At 68.3% G+C, this 16,443-nt stretch carries 19 protein-coding genes and 1 pseudogene; 7 read left to right on the forward strand and 13 right to left on the reverse strand.

Features of this window, described 5'->3' with window-relative positions; translation table 11 throughout:
* From VB716_RS08765 to hisF, 6 genes and pseudogenes are all read right to left on the reverse strand, one after another.
* A pseudogene (locus VB716_RS08765) lies at positions 1 to 535 on the reverse strand (hypothetical protein); the annotation flags it as partial.
* Between the two features lie 51 nt (positions 536 to 586).
* Positions 587 to 778 (reverse strand): hypothetical protein, encoded by a 192-nt coding sequence (locus VB716_RS08770; protein ID WP_231597786.1) that lies wholly within the window; start codon positions 776 to 778, stop codon positions 587 to 589.
* 10 nt (positions 779 to 788) lie between these two features.
* Positions 789 to 1,724, reverse strand: a complete 936-nt coding sequence (glyQ, locus tag VB716_RS08775) for a glycine--tRNA ligase subunit alpha (protein ID WP_323270266.1) — start codon at positions 1,722 to 1,724, stop codon at positions 789 to 791.
* Positions 1,725 to 2,172: 448 nt separating this feature from the next.
* Positions 2,173 to 2,871, reverse strand: coding sequence for a bifunctional demethylmenaquinone methyltransferase/2-methoxy-6-polyprenyl-1,4-benzoquinol methylase UbiE (gene ubiE / locus VB716_RS08780; RefSeq protein WP_323270267.1), 699 nt, complete (start codon positions 2,869 to 2,871; stop codon positions 2,173 to 2,175).
* A gap of 8 nt (positions 2,872 to 2,879) precedes the next feature.
* Positions 2,880 to 3,191, reverse strand: coding sequence for a hypothetical protein (locus VB716_RS08785; protein ID WP_231597785.1), 312 nt, complete (start codon positions 3,189 to 3,191; stop codon positions 2,880 to 2,882).
* Positions 3,192 to 3,243: 52 nt separating this feature from the next.
* Positions 3,244 to 4,050, reverse strand: coding sequence for an imidazole glycerol phosphate synthase subunit HisF (gene hisF, locus VB716_RS08790; protein ID WP_197154048.1), 807 nt, complete (start codon positions 4,048 to 4,050; stop codon positions 3,244 to 3,246).
* Positions 4,051 to 4,140: 90 nt separating this feature from the next.
* Between hisF and VB716_RS08795 the strand changes: the two genes are divergently transcribed.
* From VB716_RS08795 to VB716_RS08805, 3 genes are all read left to right on the forward strand, one after another.
* On the forward strand, positions 4,141 to 4,353 hold the full coding sequence (locus VB716_RS08795) for a DUF2862 domain-containing protein (protein WP_197154047.1): 213 nt from the start codon (positions 4,141 to 4,143) through the stop codon (positions 4,351 to 4,353).
* An 85-nt stretch (positions 4,354 to 4,438) separates the two neighbouring features.
* Positions 4,439 to 5,422, forward strand: coding sequence for a chlorophyll synthase ChlG (chlG, locus tag VB716_RS08800; RefSeq protein ID WP_197172273.1), 984 nt, complete (start codon positions 4,439 to 4,441; stop codon positions 5,420 to 5,422).
* Between the two features lie 22 nt (positions 5,423 to 5,444).
* Positions 5,445 to 7,595 carry a PBP1A family penicillin-binding protein gene (locus VB716_RS08805; RefSeq protein ID WP_323270268.1) on the forward strand — a complete coding sequence of 717 codons (2,151 nt, stop codon included), beginning with the start codon at positions 5,445 to 5,447 and terminating at the stop codon, positions 7,593 to 7,595.
* 40 nt (positions 7,596 to 7,635) lie between these two features.
* Here VB716_RS08805 and VB716_RS08810 read toward each other — a convergent pair whose 3' ends face one another.
* Positions 7,636 to 9,030, reverse strand: coding sequence for a 16S rRNA (cytosine(967)-C(5))-methyltransferase (locus VB716_RS08810; protein WP_323270269.1), 1,395 nt, complete (start codon positions 9,028 to 9,030; stop codon positions 7,636 to 7,638).
* Positions 9,023 to 9,358, reverse strand: coding sequence for an MGMT family protein (locus VB716_RS08815; protein ID WP_197159170.1), 336 nt, complete (start codon positions 9,356 to 9,358; stop codon positions 9,023 to 9,025). The genes VB716_RS08810 and VB716_RS08815 overlap by 8 nt, the downstream gene beginning before the upstream one ends.
* A gap of 55 nt (positions 9,359 to 9,413) precedes the next feature.
* Between VB716_RS08815 and trmH the strand changes: the two genes are divergently transcribed.
* Positions 9,414 to 10,103: a tRNA (guanosine(18)-2'-O)-methyltransferase TrmH gene (gene trmH, locus VB716_RS08820; protein WP_197154043.1), complete on the forward strand. Its 690-nt coding sequence runs from the start codon at positions 9,414 to 9,416 to the stop codon at positions 10,101 to 10,103.
* A gap of 37 nt (positions 10,104 to 10,140) precedes the next feature.
* Here trmH and VB716_RS08825 read toward each other — a convergent pair whose 3' ends face one another.
* Both VB716_RS08825 and VB716_RS08830 read right to left on the reverse strand, forming a co-directional pair.
* The gene (locus VB716_RS08825; protein WP_197154042.1) at positions 10,141 to 10,368 is read right to left on the reverse strand and encodes a hypothetical protein; all 228 of its coding nucleotides are present in this window, start codon (positions 10,366 to 10,368) and stop codon (positions 10,141 to 10,143) included.
* An 87-nt stretch (positions 10,369 to 10,455) separates the two neighbouring features.
* Positions 10,456 to 11,277, reverse strand: coding sequence for an ABC transporter permease (locus VB716_RS08830; RefSeq protein WP_197159169.1), 822 nt, complete (start codon positions 11,275 to 11,277; stop codon positions 10,456 to 10,458).
* 206 nt (positions 11,278 to 11,483) lie between these two features.
* On the opposite strand from VB716_RS08830, the gene VB716_RS08835 reads away from it, so the two are divergent.
* Positions 11,484 to 12,179 carry a response regulator transcription factor gene (locus tag VB716_RS08835; RefSeq protein WP_322758855.1) on the forward strand — a complete coding sequence of 232 codons (696 nt, stop codon included), beginning with the start codon at positions 11,484 to 11,486 and terminating at the stop codon, positions 12,177 to 12,179.
* Here the strand turns inward: VB716_RS08835 and VB716_RS08840 are convergent.
* From VB716_RS08840 to recR, 3 genes are all read right to left on the reverse strand, one after another.
* Positions 12,125 to 13,558 (reverse strand): HAMP domain-containing sensor histidine kinase, encoded by a 1,434-nt coding sequence (locus tag VB716_RS08840; RefSeq protein WP_322757397.1) that lies wholly within the window; start codon positions 13,556 to 13,558, stop codon positions 12,125 to 12,127. The two genes, VB716_RS08835 and VB716_RS08840, sit on opposite strands and share 55 nt — an antisense overlap.
* Before the next feature lie 22 nt (positions 13,559 to 13,580).
* Positions 13,581 to 14,492 (reverse strand): lipoyl synthase, encoded by a 912-nt coding sequence (lipA, locus tag VB716_RS08845; RefSeq protein ID WP_322757398.1) that lies wholly within the window; start codon positions 14,490 to 14,492, stop codon positions 13,581 to 13,583.
* A gap of 141 nt (positions 14,493 to 14,633) precedes the next feature.
* Complete coding sequence (gene recR / locus VB716_RS08850) at positions 14,634 to 15,203, reverse strand: recombination mediator RecR (RefSeq protein ID WP_231605619.1); 570 nt, start codon at positions 15,201 to 15,203, stop codon at positions 14,634 to 14,636.
* Between the two features lie 141 nt (positions 15,204 to 15,344).
* On the opposite strand from recR, the gene psbP reads away from it, so the two are divergent.
* Together psbP and VB716_RS08860 are read left to right on the forward strand one after the other, a co-directional pair.
* Complete coding sequence (gene psbP / locus VB716_RS08855; protein WP_323270271.1) at positions 15,345 to 15,908, forward strand: photosystem II reaction center PsbP; 564 nt, start codon at positions 15,345 to 15,347, stop codon at positions 15,906 to 15,908.
* Positions 15,909 to 15,910: 2 nt separating this feature from the next.
* Positions 15,911 to 16,443: FAD-dependent oxidoreductase (locus VB716_RS08860; RefSeq protein WP_323270270.1), on the forward strand; the 533-nt coding region annotated here is incomplete at its 3' end.

The following is a 16,443-nucleotide window of genomic DNA, read 5'->3' on the forward strand; positions in this document are numbered from 1 at the left end:
GCGCGATCCGGCGGCGCAGGTCAGCGATCGGCGTGGCCGGCCGGCTGAGCACTTGCCAGCGCTCCACCTGCAACTGAGACCAGATGCCCTGGCGGGCCAGGCGTTCGGCGGCGCTGCTGAGCAGGGGGTGGGGCGCGCTGGAGGGGCGCCGCAGCCGGCCCGACACGGACAGGCGCCAGCCCTGTTGCAGGGGTGGGCAGGCGTTGAACAGCAGTTCGCTGCGGCCTGCTGCCGTCTGGAGAGGAACGCGGCAGGGTCTGCTGGCGCCGCTGGTGCCTGCGCCGCCGTTGCTCCCTGTGCCGCTGGTTTCAGTGGTGCTGGTTTCAGGGGCGCTGGTTGTACTGAAACGGGGATCACTCAGCAGCCAACCGCTGAGCTCCACCTCCAGGCTTGGCTGCGTGGCCGAGAGCCGCAGGGAGGGATCCCCTGCGGCAGGCCCGGTCGGTTCCAGGGCGGATCGACCGGCGAGCAGCAGGACCAGGGCGAGGCAGGCCAGCGGCAACCCCAGGCCGGGCCGGTTGTGGGTGGCTTGCATCGATCGCGCTGCACTGGGATGCAGCGTTCCCCAGGGCCGCCACAGCGCGATTCAGAACTGGGGAATCTGCAGCAGCAGCTCGCATAGCTGCGGACTGGGAACGGACTGACCGACCAACGGGGCCACAATCGCAGCCACCGGCCGCAGCCGACAGGGCCAGACCGCCCGTTCACTGAGGCGTCCCACCTGGAAGCTGCCGAGGATCAGCACGGCCATCAACAACGAACGGCGCAGGGGCGGCATGGCGCGCTGCTCAGGCGGGCACCATGGCGTCCTCCCGCTGCTCCTGCGGGTGCAGCGCCAGCCACTCCTGCCGCTTGTCGGGGCTGAGCAGCGGGAAGCCGAGGCTGCGGCGCTCCTCCAGCCAGGCCTCCGCCACCTGCCGGGCCAGGGTGCGGATCCGGCCGATGGTGGCGGTGCGCTCGGTCACCGAGATCACGCCGCGGGCCTCCAGCAGGTTGAAGGTGTGGCTGCACTTGAGCACGTAGTCGAGCGCCGGGGCCGGCAGCTTCTGAGCCACCAGATCGGTGGCTTCGGCTTCGTAGAGGGCGAAGAGCTGCTTGAGCCGCCCGGGATTGGAGGCCTCGAAGTTGTAGGTGCACTGGCCCTTCTCGAAGGGCAGCCAGATGTCGCCGTAGCTGCGGTTCCCATCCCAGCTCAGCTCCCAGATGCTCTCCACATCCTGCAGATACATGGCGAGGCGTTCGAGGCCGTAGGTGATCTCGATCGACACGGGCCGGCAGTCAATGCCGCCGCACTGCTGGAAATAGGTGAACTGGGTCACCTCCATGCCGTCGAGCCACACCTCCCAGCCCACGCCCCAGGCGCCGAGGGTTGGCGATTCCCAGTTGTCTTCCACGAAGCGGATGTCGTGATCAGCGGGGCGGATGCCGAGGGCCTCGAGGGAGGCGAGGTAGGTCTCCTGGATCGCATCCGGTGAGGGCTTGATCAGCACCTGGTACTGGAAATAGTGCTGCGCCCGGTTGGGGTTGTCGCCATAGCGGCCATCGGTGGGGCGCCGGCAGGGCTCCGGATAGGCCACAGCCCAGGGCTCGGGGCCGATCGCCCGCAGCACCGTGTGGGGACTCATCGTGCCGGCTCCCTTTTCGGTGTCGTAGGGCTGAAGGATCAGGCAACCCCGTTCGGCCCAGAAGCGGTTGAGGGTGTGGATGATGTCCTGGAAGTGCATGGGGGGGAGATCTGCCCAAGGGCGGTGAGGGCATTGTCTCCCTTGGATCGGGCCAGGAGCCCCTGCAGGGAGCTGGGACCACGGAGATTGCCTCAGCGCGAGGCTCTGCCTCAGCCAGGGGCGGCTGCGTCAGGGTGGAGAGGTCTCGAGCAGGCGGCTCAGCGACTGATTCACCGACTCGCGTGGGTGGCTGAGGTCTTCGAACTCTTCCGGTGCCAGGGCCTTGCTCCACAACCAGCCCTGGCCATGCTGCACTCCGAGGCAGCGCAGACATCGCCCTCGGCGCAGACATCGACGCTCATGCCCCGGCAGCCTCCCAGCAGCCAGTGCAGGAAACCCTGGCGGTAGAGATCGGAATGCCGTGAGACACGATGCCGCGATCCACCTTCACCTTGCTGTCGTTGACGATCGAGATTCAATCGGGGAGCCGTCAAGGGCTGGTCTTCGGTCACGCCACCAGTTGCAGCAGGCCCATCTGCCCGCCTGCAAGTGTCCGATGCCGCGCCCGGGAAAACCCGGCGCTCTGCGCCAGATGTTCCTGATCCGGGCCGCTGGGGAAGCGGGCCAGACTCGTTTCGAGGTAGGCGTATTGCTCCTCCAGTCCGACCTGGCGGGCGAGGGGCACCACCAGGCGGCGCAGATACAACCTCTGAAAACCCTTCTGGAACCTGTCTTCAGGCCGGTTGAAATCCAGTACGGCGGCACGACATCCCGATCGCATGACTCTTCGCAGTTCCTTGAGGCCGGCGGCGGGGTCGGCCAGGTTGCGCAGGCCATAGGCCATCACGGCGCCGTCGGCCCAGCCATCCTCCAGGCCCGTTGCCAGGGCGTCGCCCTGGCTCCAGCGCAGCCGCAGCCAGGGCGACGCCTGGCTGCGCTGCTCCGCCAGCCGTAACGGGGCCGCGGCTGCATCCAGACCAAGCACAAGTCCTCCTGGCCTCACCTTCTCGGCCAGAACCAGCGCCAGATCACCGGTGCCGCAGCACAGGTCAAGCAGGCGCTGGCCGGGCTGTGGCTGCAGCCAGGCCACGGCCTGTCGCTTCCAGATCCTGTGCAGACCGAGGCTCAAGGCGTCGTTGAGCCGGTCGTAGGCGGGGGCAATGCTCTCGAACAGATCACGCACTGCGGTGGGATCGCCCGGCATCACGGAGGTTTTCAGGAGGTCGTCTCGTCCCAGGGGAGCACAATCGCATCGAGGCTGATTCCGCTCTCGATCCCAGGGGTCTGAGGGGCTGGTCCCTGGGCCTGCAGGCCACTCGGTCCCGTGAGGGTGAGCAGCATCACGGTGGCCAGGCCCACGGCGGCCGAGCAGACCATGCAGCCGGCCAGCATCAGCGAGAACTCCTGACGGTCGTTGGCCGCCTGCATCAGCTGCAGGGCCCAGGCCACCAGCGCCACCACCGCGGCCACCATCACCAGGGCCAGCAAAGTGGTAACAGCAGGTGAGAGGGCGAGCAGGGAGGTCAAGGGAGTGGGAGGCGCACGGTGCGGTTCGGCACCGACTCAATGTAACGAGGCTTTACAGAGCTTCGCGGCTGTTGATCTCGTTCGGAGGCTCCTGAACAGGGCGGATCGGCAAGTGCCGGTCCAGCAGGTCCCGCTTGATCTCCTCCACCGTCAGCACGCCGTCGTGCAGCAGGGAGGCCAGCAGGGCCGCCGAGGCCTCGCCCTGCTCCAGCGCCGCGGCGATGTGGTCGATGCAGCCGGCACCGCCGGAGGCGATCACCGGGACTTCCACAGCGGAGGCCACGGCGTGGGTGAGCTCCAGGTCATAGCCGCTCTGGGTGCCGTCCCCATCCATGGAGGTCAGCAGGATCTCGCCGGCGCCGAGTTCCACCACCCGTCGCGCCCAGCTCACGGCATCGAGTCCGGTGTTCTCCCGCCCCCCCTTGACGTACACGTCCCAACCGCCGTCGGTTCCGGCGCGCCGGCGAGCATCAATCGCCACCACAATGCACTGCGCCCCGAAGCGTTCAGCACCGGCGGCCACCAGATCCGGCTGGCGCACCGCCGCCGAGTTGAGGCTGATCTTGTCGGCACCGGCCCGCAGCAGTTCGGTGATGCCGTCCACGCTGCTGATCCCGCCCCCCACCGTGAACGGAATGGTCACGGCTTCGGCGGTGCGGCGCACCAGGTCCACCAGGGTGGCCCGCCCCTGGTGGCTGGCGGCGATGTCGAGAAAAACCAGTTCATCGGCGCCGGAGGCGCTGTAGCGGCAGGCCAGCTCGACCGGATCGCCGGCATCGCGGAGCCCCACGAAATTGACCCCCTTGACGACACGGCCCTCGGCCACGTCCAGGCAGGGAATGATGCGCTTGGCAACCACGGGTGGCAGGCAGGGGAGGAGGGGGAGGTCGGGCCTGAGGTGAATGGAGCGGCGCTGTTAAGGTTGCGCCACTTTTCCACCGCGCCGGACATGTCCCAGGCTGCCATCACCATCGGGTCGAAGGTGCGGGTCACCCGGGTTCGCGACCGTATTCCGGCCGATCTGGTGGCCATGCTCAAGGCGGATGCCACCGGTACCGTCCGCGATTTCAAGGTGACAGACGGCAAGGGCATCGGCGTGGTGGTCGAGCTTGCCGGTGGTGCCACCTCCTGGTTCTTCGACGACGAGATCGTGCCGCTCTGAGCAGCGGCATCTCTGTTCGGTCTTCATCGACGTCCTCCCTGCATCCACCGTGAGCGAGAGTCCACAACCCAGCGGGTCTCCGGACATCGCGTCTCCGGCACCGGCCGCTGGAGGGGCTGCTCGCCAGTTGCTGGGCATGAAGGGCGCCAGCAGCACCAGCAGCATCTGGAAGATCCGGTTGCAGCTGATGAAGCCTGTCACCTGGATTCCCCTGATCTGGGGAGTGCTCTGCGGCGCAGCTGCGTCCGGCAACTTTCACTGGACCCTGCCGCAGGTGGGTGCCTCGTTCGCCTGCATGCTGATGAGCGGGCCCCTGCTGGCCGGCTACACCCAGACGATCAACGACTACTACGACCGCGAGATCGACGCAATCAACGAGCCCTATCGGCCGATTCCCTCCGGCGCCATTCCCCTGGGCCAGGTGAAGGCCCAGATCTGGATCCTCTTGTTGGCTGGACTCGCCGTGGCCTGGGGGCTCGATCTCTGGGCCGGCCACACCACGCCGGTGCTGCTGCTCCTGGCCCTGGGGGGCTCGTTCGTGAGCTTCATCTACTCGGCACCGCCCCTGAAGCTGAAGCAGAACGGCTGGCTGGGCAACTACGCCCTCGGAGCCAGCTATATCGCCCTGCCCTGGTGGGCTGGCCAGGCTCTTTTCGGGCAGCTCACCTGGACCACGGCCCTGCTCACCCTCGCCTATTCCCTTGCCGGTCTCGGTATTGCCGTGGTCAACGACTTCAAAAGCGTTGAAGGCGACCGTGCCCTCGGTCTGCAGAGCCTGCCGGTGGTTTTCGGCGTTGAGAAGGCCAGCTGGATCAGTGCCGGCATGATCGACATCTTCCAGCTGGCGATGGTGGCTGTTCTGATCGCCATCGGCCAGCATTTCGCCGCCGTGTTGCTGGTGCTGCTGGTGATCCCCCAGATCACCTTCCAGGACATCTGGCTGTTGCGGGATCCCATCGCTTTCGATGTCAAGTATCAGGCCAGCGCCCAACCCTTCCTGGTCCTCGGCATGTTGGTCACGGCTCTCGCCATCGGTCACAGCGATCTGGTCGGCGCCGCCCTCGGCTGATGTGAACCCACGCACTTTCCAGTTGCTTCGCGCCGGCCTTGTGGCCGCTGTTCTCGGCTCCGGGCTGGCTCTGGGCCAGTCCGCCCTGGTCGCCGCGGTGGATCGGCAGCTTCCCGATGCGCGCCGCATCAGCAGCTTCAATCGTCCAGGGACGTTCACCATCTTTTCGGCCGATGGCCAGGTGATCCAGAAGCTGGGTCCAGCCACCCGGGAGAAGTTGGTGGCGGGCCGCATGCCCGAGCTGGTGCGGCAGGCCTTCATCGCGGCCGAAGACCGTCGCTTTTATCAGCACAACGGCATCGATCCGCTTGGGATCGGCCGGGCTGCGCTGCGTAACCTGAGCCGGGGATCGGTGGAGGAAGGCGCCAGCACCATCACCCAGCAGCTGGCCCGCACCGTCTTTCTCAGTCAGGACCGCACCCTGCTGCGCAAGCTCAAGGAAGCTGCTCTGGCCGGCAAGCTCGAGCGCCAACTGACCAAGCAGCAGATCCTTGAGCAATACCTCAACTTCGTCTATCTCGGTTCCAGCGCCTATGGCGTCGCCGATGCGGCCTGGATTTACTTCTCCAAGACTCCCGATCAGCTCACCCTGCCGGAGGCGGCCCTGATTGCTGGGTTGCCGCCGGCACCCTCGGTCTATTCACCGCTGGTGAATCCCGACCTGGCCCTGCAGCGGCGCGCCATTGTGCTGCGCCGGATGCGGGAAGCTGGTTTCCTGGATACGGCTCAGGAGGCGGAGGCTCAGGGTGCACCGCTGGCCCTCAAGCCCGCCGAGCCCAAGTACTGGGTCAGCAAGGCGCCGTATTTCACCAGCTGGGTGTCTCAGGAGCTCACCAAGGTGCTCACCCCCGAGCAACTTGAGGTGGGTGGGCTGACGATTCGGACCGGCCTCAACCTGGCCTGGAATGACCAGGCCCAGAAGACGATCGACACCTACGCCACCGGCGCCATGGAAGGGGCTCTGGTGGCGATGGAGCCGGGCACCGGCCTGGTGCGGGCCATGGTGGGGGGGAACGATTTCGAATCCAGCCAGTTCAACCGCGCTGTTCAGGCGCTGCGCTCACCCGGTTCCACCTTCAAGCTGTTCGTTTATCTCAGCGCTCTTCAGGAGGGCATGCGGCCGGAGACTCTGGTGCTCGACAAAGCCCGTTGCTTTGCCGGTTACTGCCCAAAGAACTTCGGCAATCGCTACATGGGCCGGGTGCCGATGGTGGTGGCCCTCCAGAACTCGCTCAATATCGTGGCGGTGGGACTGCTGCAGCAGCTGGGTTTCGACAAAGTGATCGCCACGGCCAAGAGCCTCGGCATCACCCGCGAGTTGGGACGCTTCTACCCGATGGCGATCGGGGCCTACGAACAGACGGTGCTCGACATGACTGCCGCCTACGCCGCAATCAATAACCGTGGGGTGTATGTCAGTCCCACCCCCTTCGAGGAGATCTATGGCCCCGATGGGGAATTGCTCTGGAGCCGCCGCCACGATGGTGATCGGGGTCATCGCGCCGTCGACAGCGACATCGCCGACGCGATGACCTGGATGCTGCAGCAGGCGGTCCGCTCCGGTACCGGTGGGGGCGCCGCCCTGGCGGATCGACCGGTTGCCGGCAAGACCGGCACCTCGGAGGGAGGACGGGATCTCTGGTTCATCGGCTCGATCCCCCAGCTCACCACCGGTGTGTGGCTGGGGTATGACAACAGCCGCGAGACCCGCAACACCAGTGTGGTGGCCACCTACGCCTGGAACCACTTCATGAAGCCGGTGGTGAAGGGGCTGCCGGTGCGGCAGTTCCCGCCCAAGCCGGTGCTCACCGGTCGTTACAAGCCCACCAAGCCGGCTCCCGCCAAGGGGCCTCCAAAGGGGCGGCCAGGATCTGCCGCGCAGGAGGCCCCCGATCCGGCATTGCCGCGCGCCGATTCGGCCGACTCCCGCCAAGATCCTGCCCCGCGTCCTGCAGCGCCGTCACGCCAGGCCTCTCCTGATCCCCCCCCCTCGCGTCCAGCTCCCGATCGTCCGCCAGGCTCTGTTCGCCAACCGTCGGAGCCCGATGGTGGATCCCAGCCCTCTCTGAATCGGATTCTCGACGACGTGCGTCAACAGCCAATCGCCCCGCCACCGGTTGCCCCGCCACCGCCACCACCACCGCCACCAGTGGAGCCGCCGCCCCAACCCTGACTTTCACCATGGGCAGGACATCGCAACGCAACAGCTTCAATCAGGCTGCAGTGGTCAATGCTGCGGCGTAGAAGCCATCGCCTCCCATGGCCGAAGGCCAGCGTTGCCACTGCTCGATCAGCACCAGCTCGGGGTGCCGTTGGCTCAGGGAGGCGATCTGCTCGCTGTTTTCGCTTGGATGAACCGTGCAGGTGGCGTAGACCAGCCGTCCGCCGGGCTTGAGCAGCGGCAGCAGCGCCTCAAGCAACTGCCGCTGCAACTCCACCAGCTCGTCGATGGCGGCTGGAGACATCCGCCAGCGCGCATCGGCATGGCGCGCCAGGGTGCCCAGGCCCGAGCAGGGGGCGTCGACCAGGAGCCGGTCAAAGCTGCCGATCCAGTCGGGTCGGGCCGCTGCCAGGCTGAGTGCATCGGCGGCCAGGGTGTGGATCGAGCCGAGACCCAGCCGCTGGGCGCTGTGCACCAGTCGCTGCAGCCGGCCTTCGGAGCGGTCCACGGCCCAGATCTCGCCCGTGTCGTTCTGGCGCTCGGCGATCTGGATGCTCTTGCCCCCGGGGGCGGCACAGGCATCAAGGATGCGCTCGCCCGGCAGGGGGGCGAGCAGCGGCACCACCTGCTGGGCCTGGCGGTCCTGCACGCACCACCACCCCTCGGTGTAGCCGGGCAGCTGGCGCAGGTCGCCGGGATGTCCCCCCAGGCAGAGGGCTTCGGGGAATCCCGCAAGGGGCTGGGCCGTGACGGCCGCTGCAGCCAGACGCTCGCGCAGAGCCTCGGGGCTGGAGCTCAGGGGATTGACCCGGATGTCGAGATGGGGAGGGGTGTTGCAGGCCTGGCCGAACGCTTCGGCGGCCTCCGGCGTCAGCCATGAGGGGATCAGCTCAGCCAGCCAGTCCGGCAGGGAATGGCGCACGCCCCAGGCCTGAGCTGGATCGGCCGGCAGGCTGAGGCCGCTCCAGGGCACAGGGGGCTGCAGCTCCTGGGCTTCCCTGGAACGGCTGCGCAGCAGGGCGCGCAACATCCCGTTCACAACGGGGGCCAGGCGACCCAGCTGGGCCCGCTTGGCCAGTTCCACCGTGGTGCTCACCGTCGCCGAAGCTGGAATTCTCTGGCTGAACAACAGCTGGTAGAGGCCCAGGTGCAGCAGCCAGCGCAATTTCGGCGGCTGCCGGAGGGCCGGAACGCGGCCGAGCCGGTCGATCCAGGCATCCAGCAGCCGCCGCTGCCGGATCGCTCCATAGGAGAGCTCGGTTGCCAGGCCCCGGTCGGAGCCTTGCAGGGGGCGGCGTGCCAGTTCCCGTTCCAGCGCCACATCGGCGTAGGCCCCGGCCGCCACGGCCTGCAGCACCTGCCAGGCCACCTGGCGCGGTGCCAGGCCAATGCCGGGATCCGCTGCTGGGCGGCCGGCGGCGGCGACGTCGGTGCGGGGATCAGCCAAGCGGCGGTTGCGGAGCCTTCCAGAGATAGCGCCGCAGCGGCAGCCGCCCCTCGGCATCCACGGCGATCCCCTCGGCCAGCAGCAGTTGCCGTTGCATCCAGTCCGAACCTTCGCGGCTGGGGCTCATGCTGATGCGCCCCTGGGCGTTCACCACCCGATGCCAGGGGACGGGGGTGGGCAGCGGCAGGCGACGCAGTGCCCAGCCCACCTGACGAGCACAGCCGTAGGCGCCGATCAGCTCGGCGATCTGGCCGTAGGTGGCCAGCCGCCCAGCCGGAATCTGGGCCACGGCGTCCCAGACCCGTTGATCGAAGGTCGCTTCCGCCATCGGCGGCCCGCGGTAGAGGATGCTCCCAGCCTGCCGTGCTGTGGCACCCGCCTTCATGCCCCTGCTACCCCGCCGTTTCGAGCGCCTCAAGGCCGTGCTCGATTGCCGCATGGGTGATCTCACGGTGCTGCTCGAGCAGGTGGAGAAGCCCCACAACCTCTCGGCGATCCTGCGCAGCTGTGATGCGGTGGGCGTGTTGGAGGCCCACGCCGTCTGCCTGCAGGGCCGCCTGCCCACCTTCAACAGCACCGCCCAGGGCAGCCAGAAATGGGTGCCGCTGCAGCTGGAGACAGACGTGAACGTGGCGATCCACCGCCTCAAGCAGCGGGGCTTCCGTCTCTATGGCACCCACCTTGGTGTGGAGGCCGTCGACTACCGCCGCTGTGATTTCACCGGCCCCACGGCGTTCGTGCTGGGCGCCGAGAAGTGGGGCCTCAGTGCCGCCGCCGCCGCCCAGATCGATCAGGCCGTGATCATTCCGATGCGTGGCATGGTCCAGTCGCTCAACGTGTCGGTGGCCACGGCCACCCTGCTGTTCGAGGCCCTGCGCCAGCGCCAGGCCGCTGGAACGGTTCCCACGGCAGGCGAAGGAGTGGCGCCGGAGCGCTACCAGCGGCTGCTGTTCGAGTGGGCCTATCCCCAGGTGGCCGCCTGGTGCCGCAGCCAGGGGCGGGCGTATCCGGCATTGTCGGAGGCCGGCGAGATTGCAGAGGAGCTGCCGCGGACAGTGCGGTTGCGGTGCTGATGCTTCTCAGCAGCGCTGCCATGGGTTGCCGCAGAGCTCAGCCCCGTCCCTCTTCCTCGAAGCGGTTGGCGCTGGGCAGCCAGACGGCCACGGCCAGGGCGGCGAGCTCCAGGGGGATCTGCCGGCCGCCCAGCAGCACCACCATCACGCAGGTCACCGCGAAGATCTTTTCGAGCATGCCGATCACGTCATCGGTGTGACGACTGCCTTCGCTCCAGAGCACCACGCCGGACAACAGCAGCACCACATCCAGCCACCAGGGCATGGCCGCACCATCTACTTGAGGATTCCACTATGGCGAGGTCGTCGCGCGGCTGCATAGGGGATGAACAGGCCCTGCAGTGGGGCTGTTTCAGAGGGCGTTGCGCTCGGTGTCGTTGCCGCTCAACCAGCTCTCCAGGCCCTCCCCCAGGAACGAGAGGCCCAGCACCAGCACGAACATGGCCAGGCCGGGATAGAGGGCCGTCCACCAGATCCCGGTGGGTAAGGCCGTGAGGGCCTGCTGCAGATCACTGCCCCACTCCGGAATGGTTTCCGGCAGGCCCAGGCCGAGGAAGCCCAGGCCGCCCAGCACCAGCACCGCATCAGCGGCATTGAGGGTGAGCAGCACCGGCACCGAGGTGATCACATTGCGCAGCAGGTAGCGCCGCAGGATCCAGATCGGTCCGGCGCCGAGGGATCGGGCCGCCTCCACGAACAGCTCCGCCTTCACCTGAGCGCTCTGATTGCGCACCACGCGGAAGTACTGGGGCACGTACACCACACAGAGCGCCGCGGCGGCATTGGGCAGGCCGCGGCCGAGCAGAAAGGCCAGCACCACTGAGAGCAGCAGCACCGGCAGGGTGTACATCGTGTCCATCAGCAGCACCAGCAGCCGGTCCACCCATCCCCCCAGGTAGCCGCTGATCATCCCAAGAGGCACCCCCACCACCAGAGCCAGCAGCAGGGCGATCAGCACCACCTGCAGGGCCACACCGCTGCCGGCCAGGGTGCGCACGCAGACATCCCGGCCGAGGCGGTCGGTGCCGCACCAGTGCCCCCAGGAGGGGGCGGCATAGATGGGGTTGTCGAGGCCGGCGTTGGGATCGGCCAGAACGCCCAGATGGATGGCCAGCGGGGTGAGCAGGGCCACCAGGGCGTAGGCGAGCACGATCCCCACACCCCAGCGGGCCATCCGGCCGGAGAGGGTTCGGGGCTGCCAGCGATGGATCACGGCCGCGGCGGACGCGCGGGCGCATCCGGGAAACTCGCTCCATTCAACCGGTCATCGCCTGGAACCGGTCGCTGCAGGCAACGGGGCCGGCAGAGATGACTGAACAGAAGGCACTTAGGCTGGCTTCGATTGCCGTGCAGGCCTGGTTCTGCCGCTCCGGTTGCCCCATGCCCCCGCGCCTGCTGATTGTCGACGACGACCCGGAACTGCGTCATTTCCTGGTGGCCGAACTGCTGGCGGATGGCTACATCTGCGATGAGGCGGCCACCGGCCAGCAGGCCCTGGGACAGATCCGCAGAGAGCCTTGCGATCTGGTGCTTCTCGACTGGAGCCTGCCCGATTTCAGCGGCGTTGAAGTGTGCCGGCGGATGCGCCGCAGCGCCATCACCACGCCGGTGTTGATGCTCACGGCCCGCGACGATGTACGCGAACGGGTCGAGGCCCTCGATTCCGGAGCCGACGACTATCTCACCAAGCCCTTCTCGATCGAGGAGTTGCTGGCCCGCATCCGTGCCAGGCTGCGTCGCACCGGCCTGGATGAACCGGACGATGGCTGGTTACGGCTGGCCGATCTGGCGGTGCATCCCGCCAGCCGGGAGGTGAGACGAGGGGAGAAACAGGTTCAGCTCACGGCCCGCGAGTTTGATCTGCTCCATCACCTGATCCGTCACCCCAACGAGGTGCAGGAGCGGCGCCTCATCCTCGACACCCTGTGGGGCGCGAACTGGGTGGGTGACGACAACCTGCTGGATGTGTATGTGCGCTATCTGCGCAAGAAACTCGAGCCGGTGGGCCGCCCCACCCTGATTCAGACCGTGCGCGGCGTCGGCTTCATGCTCAAGGAGGGTCCGGTTCGCACCTGAGGGTCCGGTCCTGGGGGGCTGGCGGCAGACCGTGCGGATGGCAGCTCCAGGCGGAAGTCAGCGCCGCCGCATGGAGCTGACCGCACGGTGACGGCTCCGCCCATCGCCTCCATCAGCAGCCGCACCACCGAGAGACCCAGGCCGCTGCCGCGGGTATCTACAGAGGCTGAGCCCCTGAAGAACCGCTCGAAGATCGTGTCCTGCTCCTGCGGCGTCACTCCCGGTCCCTGATCCAGCACGTGCAGCACCAGCAGGCCTCTGGGCGGGCCAGCTTCATAGTCGGCCCGCAGGGTGATCAATCCGCTGCTGTATCGCAGTGCGTTGTCGATCAGGGCTGCCAGGCACTGCTGCAATCGCTCCGGATCGCCGTTGGCCTGAGGAAGGGTCATGGCTTCGGGGGAAGCGAGCTGCAGGCGACCGCCGGCCTGCTGCTCCAGCCGTCCAAACGCTTCCAGCAACATGTCTTCCACGGAAAGGGGCTGGAGCTGCAGTTGCAGCCGGCCAGCGTCCAGGCGAGCCAGATCGAGCAGGTCGCTCACCAGCAGGCCCATGCGGCGGGCTTCCGTGCAGATCACCTCCAGGGAGGTGCTGAAGGATTCCGGGGCATTCAACGCGGTGGGTTGGGCGGCGGCGGCGGGGTCGGCACCGGCCAGCTGGCGCCGCAGGCTCTGGGCGTGGCCCGAGATCAGGGTGATCGGGGTGCGCAGCTCATGGGCGACACCATCCACGAAGGAGCGCTGCTGCAGCCATGTTGCGGCCAGACGCTCCTGCAGGGCATTGAAGGAGCTGGCAATCGGGCGGAGTTCCTGCGGCTCCGCCTCCACATCGAGCAGTTCGGCCTGCTGGGGCGGGGTGGGAATTGCCGCCACCTCCCGGCTGAGCTGGGCCAGGGGTTCGACAAGGCCGCGGCGCAGCACCGGTCGCAGCAGGGCGCCGGTGAACAGGGACGACAGTCCGGCGGCGGCAATCAGCAACAGCTGCGAAAGCCGTTCCCGTTCCACCGAGTCCGTCACGTCCTGTCGCAGCTCCAGCAGGGGGCGATCTCCGGCGATCGGGCCGATTCGGGTGCGGCTCACCAGCAGCACCTGGCGCTCGCCATGCAGCAGCAATGGCGCGCTGGAGGTGCCGCCGGCCGGCAGCAGGCGCACCGTCAGACCCGGTAGCTCCAGCATGGAGTGGATCAGTTGCTCCAGCTGGGCCGTGCTGGAGACGCGCTCCAGCAACTTGCTGCTCAGGTGCTCAATCAGCTGAGCATGGCTCTGGCGGCGCTGCAGGGAGGTGAGGGTGTGGTTCAGCGCCAGCAGCAGGCAATAACCGGCCAGCACCGCCAGCAGGGTGGTGGATTGCAGCCACAGCCGCAGGGATGGCTGCGCACGCATCACGTCGTGGCGGAGGTCGGGGTCATTGTGCGGCGTGATAACTGCTGCGCACCAGTGGCCCGCTGCGCACCTGCGCGAAGCCGAGGCTGCGGGCGATGGCGCCGAGCTCCTCGAAGGCGGCCGGGCTCCAGTAGCGGGCCACGGGGATGTGGGCCAGGGAGGGGCGCAGGTACTGGCCCAGGGTGAGTCGCTGGCAGTCGGCCCGGCGTAGATCGTGCAGCGCTGCGATCACTTCGTCCATGCTCTCGCCCAGTCCGAGCATCAGCCCGGATTTGGTGGGAATGGCGGGAGCCAGTTGCCGCGCCGCCGCCAGCAGAGCCAGGGAGCGGCTGTAGGTGGCGCCACGCCGCACCTCGCCCTGCAGCCGCTCGACGGTCTCGAGGTTGTGGTTGAAACAGGCGGGTCGGGCGGCCAGCACGGTGGCCAGGCGCTGCCTCTGGGCGGCTTCACCGGCTGCCGGATCAGGGTGGCCGCCCCAGAAGTCAGGGGTGAGCACCTCGATGCCAACTGTGGTGTCACGGCGCCGGATCGCCGCCATGGTGGCGGTGAACAGGCTGGCGCCGTGGTCGGGCCTGTCGTCGCGGGCGACGGCGGTGAGCACCACGTAGCGCAGGCCCAGGCTGTGCACGGCCTCCGCCACCCGCTCGGCTTCCCCGGGGTCGACGGGGGCCGGCGCCTGGCCCTTGTCCACCTGGCAGAAGGCACAGCTGCGGGTGCAGATGGGTCCGCCCAGCAGGAAGGTGGCGGTGCCGGCGGCGTAGCACTCGCCCCGGTTGGGGCATCGCCCCTCCTCGCAGATGGTGTGCAGACGCTGCTGCTTCACCACCGCCTGCACCGCCTCCAGGTTGCTGGCTGAACCCACGGGGCGCCGCAGCCAGCTCGGCAGCCGTTCCCGGGGGGGGATCGCGGCATAGCGGCTGGTGGGTGAGCTCATGGCGGCGGCAGATGGTTAGGGCAGTGGCCTGGATGGCAGGGAGAGGGCGGGCAGTGGGCTCTCAGGCAGTGGGCTGTCAGGCAATGAGCCGATTGGAGGGGGGATGGCCCTGGGCGGCGGGCTGAGCGGCGGTGGATGCACTCAGCCCATCGGCCTGCGCCCCTCCAGGGCCCGGGCCAGGGTCACCTCATCGGCGTACTCCAGCTCGCTGCCCACGGGCAGTCCATAGGCGATACGGGTCACGCTGGTGAACGGCCGCAGCAGGCGCGCCAGATAGAGGCTGGTGGTATCGCCCTCGACGCTGGGGGTGAGCGCCAGGATCACCTCGCTGATGCTTTCGCGATCGACCCGTTCCACCAACGGCTGGATGCGCAGGGCCTCCGGGCCGATGCCATCCATCGGGGAGATTAGGCCGCCGAGCACGTGATAAGTGCCGCGGTATTCGCGGGTGCGTTCCATGGCCAGCAGATCGCGCGAATCCGCCACCACGCAGATCAGGCCGTTGTGGCGTTCCTCCTGCCGGCAGATCTCGCATTCGGGATCGGCGGAGAGGTGGAAGCAGCGCCGGCAACTGCCCACCTGGCTGCGGGCGGCCAGCAGGGCATCGGCGAAGGCGCGGATCTGCTCCTCCGGCTGGCGCAGCAGGTGCAGGGCCAGGCGCTGGGCGGTGCGGGGGCCGATCCCGGGCAGGCGTTCGAACTGATCAATCAGCCGGGCCAGGGGGCGGGTGAAGCCGCTCAGGGATCCGCTGCAGGTGGCCGGAATCTAGGCCCGTCGCCCCGGGCTGTGGCCCGGCGGCTCTGGGTGCCTGGGGCGGTTGGAGAATGGAGCGCGATCCGCCGCGCCCGTGTCATGCCCTTCCTCGCCTTCAGCTGGTCCCGCCTGCGGCCGGCCCTGACCGCCCTGCTGCTGGGGGTGGTGCTGGTGGGCTGCAGCGCCGCGGCAGCGGGGCTCAACTCCTTCCAGAGCCCGGATGGTCGCTATGCCTTCCTCTATCCCACCGGCTGGACCCGGGTGCAGGTCAGTGGCGGCCCGCAGGTGGTGTTCCACGACCTGATCAACAGCGACGAGACCCTCAGCCTGGTGATCGGCGAGGTGAACCCCACCAACGACCTCGAAGCGCTCGGCAGTGCCGTGGCGGTGGGCGAGACCCTGCGCCGCACCGTGATTGCTCCAGCGGGCAGTGGCCGCGAGGCGGATCTGGTGCAGGCCGAAGAGCGACAGGTGGGCGGCCGCACCTTCTACGACCTGGAGTACGCCGTGCACCTGCAGGACCGGGACCGCCACGAACTGGCGACGGTGGTGATGGACCGCGGCCGCCTCTACACCTTTGCGGCCAGCACCAACGAGGTGCGCTGGCCACGGGTGAAGGGCCTGTTCCAGCAGGTGATCACCTCCTTCACCCTTCAGATCTGACCATGTCGGCGGTGCCACAGCCCGGGGCGACGGGTCAGCGTCCGGTGCTGGTGGTGGGCGGCGGCATCGCCGGCGGCTTGCTCGCCCTGGCCCTGGCCGATGCGGGCCTGGCGGTGACCCTCGTGGATGAGGGGTTTTCGTGTGCCACTGCCCTCAGCTACGGCGGCGTCGCCTGGTGGGCCGGGGCTCCGGGTGCGCTGGGTGCCCTGATCCGCCAGGCGCCGCAGGCCTGGCGTGCCCTGGAGCACCGCCATGGTCCGATCGGCTGGCGTCCCTGCGGTCTGCGCCTGCATGGCGGCAGCGTGCTGGAAGGGTTGTGGCGCCCACCCTTCGCCCAGGTGGATGCGGTGGCGTTCCGCCAGGCCGTGGCCCGGATGCTGCCGCGAGCCGGCATCACCGTGCTGGCCGATCGGGTGCTCGGTCCACTGGAGCGGGTGTCTGGGGGGTGGCGGTTGCGGTTGGAAGCCCAGGCGGATCTGGAGGCCGATCAGGTGGTGCTGGCCGCCGGTGCGGGCTGCCTGGCGCTCTGTCCGGC

The organism is Synechococcus sp. CCY9201, from assembly GCF_034931105.1.
Classification (GTDB): Bacteria; Cyanobacteriota; Cyanobacteriia; order PCC-6307; family Cyanobiaceae; genus CBW1002.

Coding starts and splice junctions, on each gene's coding strand:
- trmH (WP_197154043.1), top strand. CDS start 9,414: ATGCCCCTGCTACCCCGCCGTTTCGAGCGCCTCAAGGCCGTGCTCGAT.
- VB716_RS08770 (WP_231597786.1), bottom strand. CDS start 778: ATGCCGCCCCTGCGCCGTTCGTTGTTGATGGCCGTGCTGATCCTCGGC.
- glyQ (WP_323270266.1), bottom strand. CDS start 1,724: ATGCACTTCCAGGACATCATCCACACCCTCAACCGCTTCTGGGCCGAA.
- psbP (WP_323270271.1), top strand. CDS start 15,345: ATGCCCTTCCTCGCCTTCAGCTGGTCCCGCCTGCGGCCGGCCCTGACC.
- VB716_RS08825 (WP_197154042.1), bottom strand. CDS start 10,368: ATGCCCTGGTGGCTGGATGTGGTGCTGCTGTTGTCCGGCGTGGTGCTC.
- VB716_RS08795 (WP_197154047.1), top strand. CDS start 4,141: ATGTCCCAGGCTGCCATCACCATCGGGTCGAAGGTGCGGGTCACCCGG.
- lipA (WP_322757398.1), bottom strand. CDS start 14,492: ATGAGCTCACCCACCAGCCGCTATGCCGCGATCCCCCCCCGGGAACGG.
- VB716_RS08830 (WP_197159169.1), bottom strand. CDS start 11,277: ATGGCCCGCTGGGGTGTGGGGATCGTGCTCGCCTACGCCCTGGTGGCC.
- VB716_RS08835 (WP_322758855.1), top strand. CDS start 11,484: ATGCCCCCGCGCCTGCTGATTGTCGACGACGACCCGGAACTGCGTCAT.
- VB716_RS08815 (WP_197159170.1), bottom strand. CDS start 9,358: ATGGCGGAAGCGACCTTCGATCAACGGGTCTGGGACGCCGTGGCCCAG.
- VB716_RS08840 (WP_322757397.1), bottom strand. CDS start 13,558: ATGCGTGCGCAGCCATCCCTGCGGCTGTGGCTGCAATCCACCACCCTG.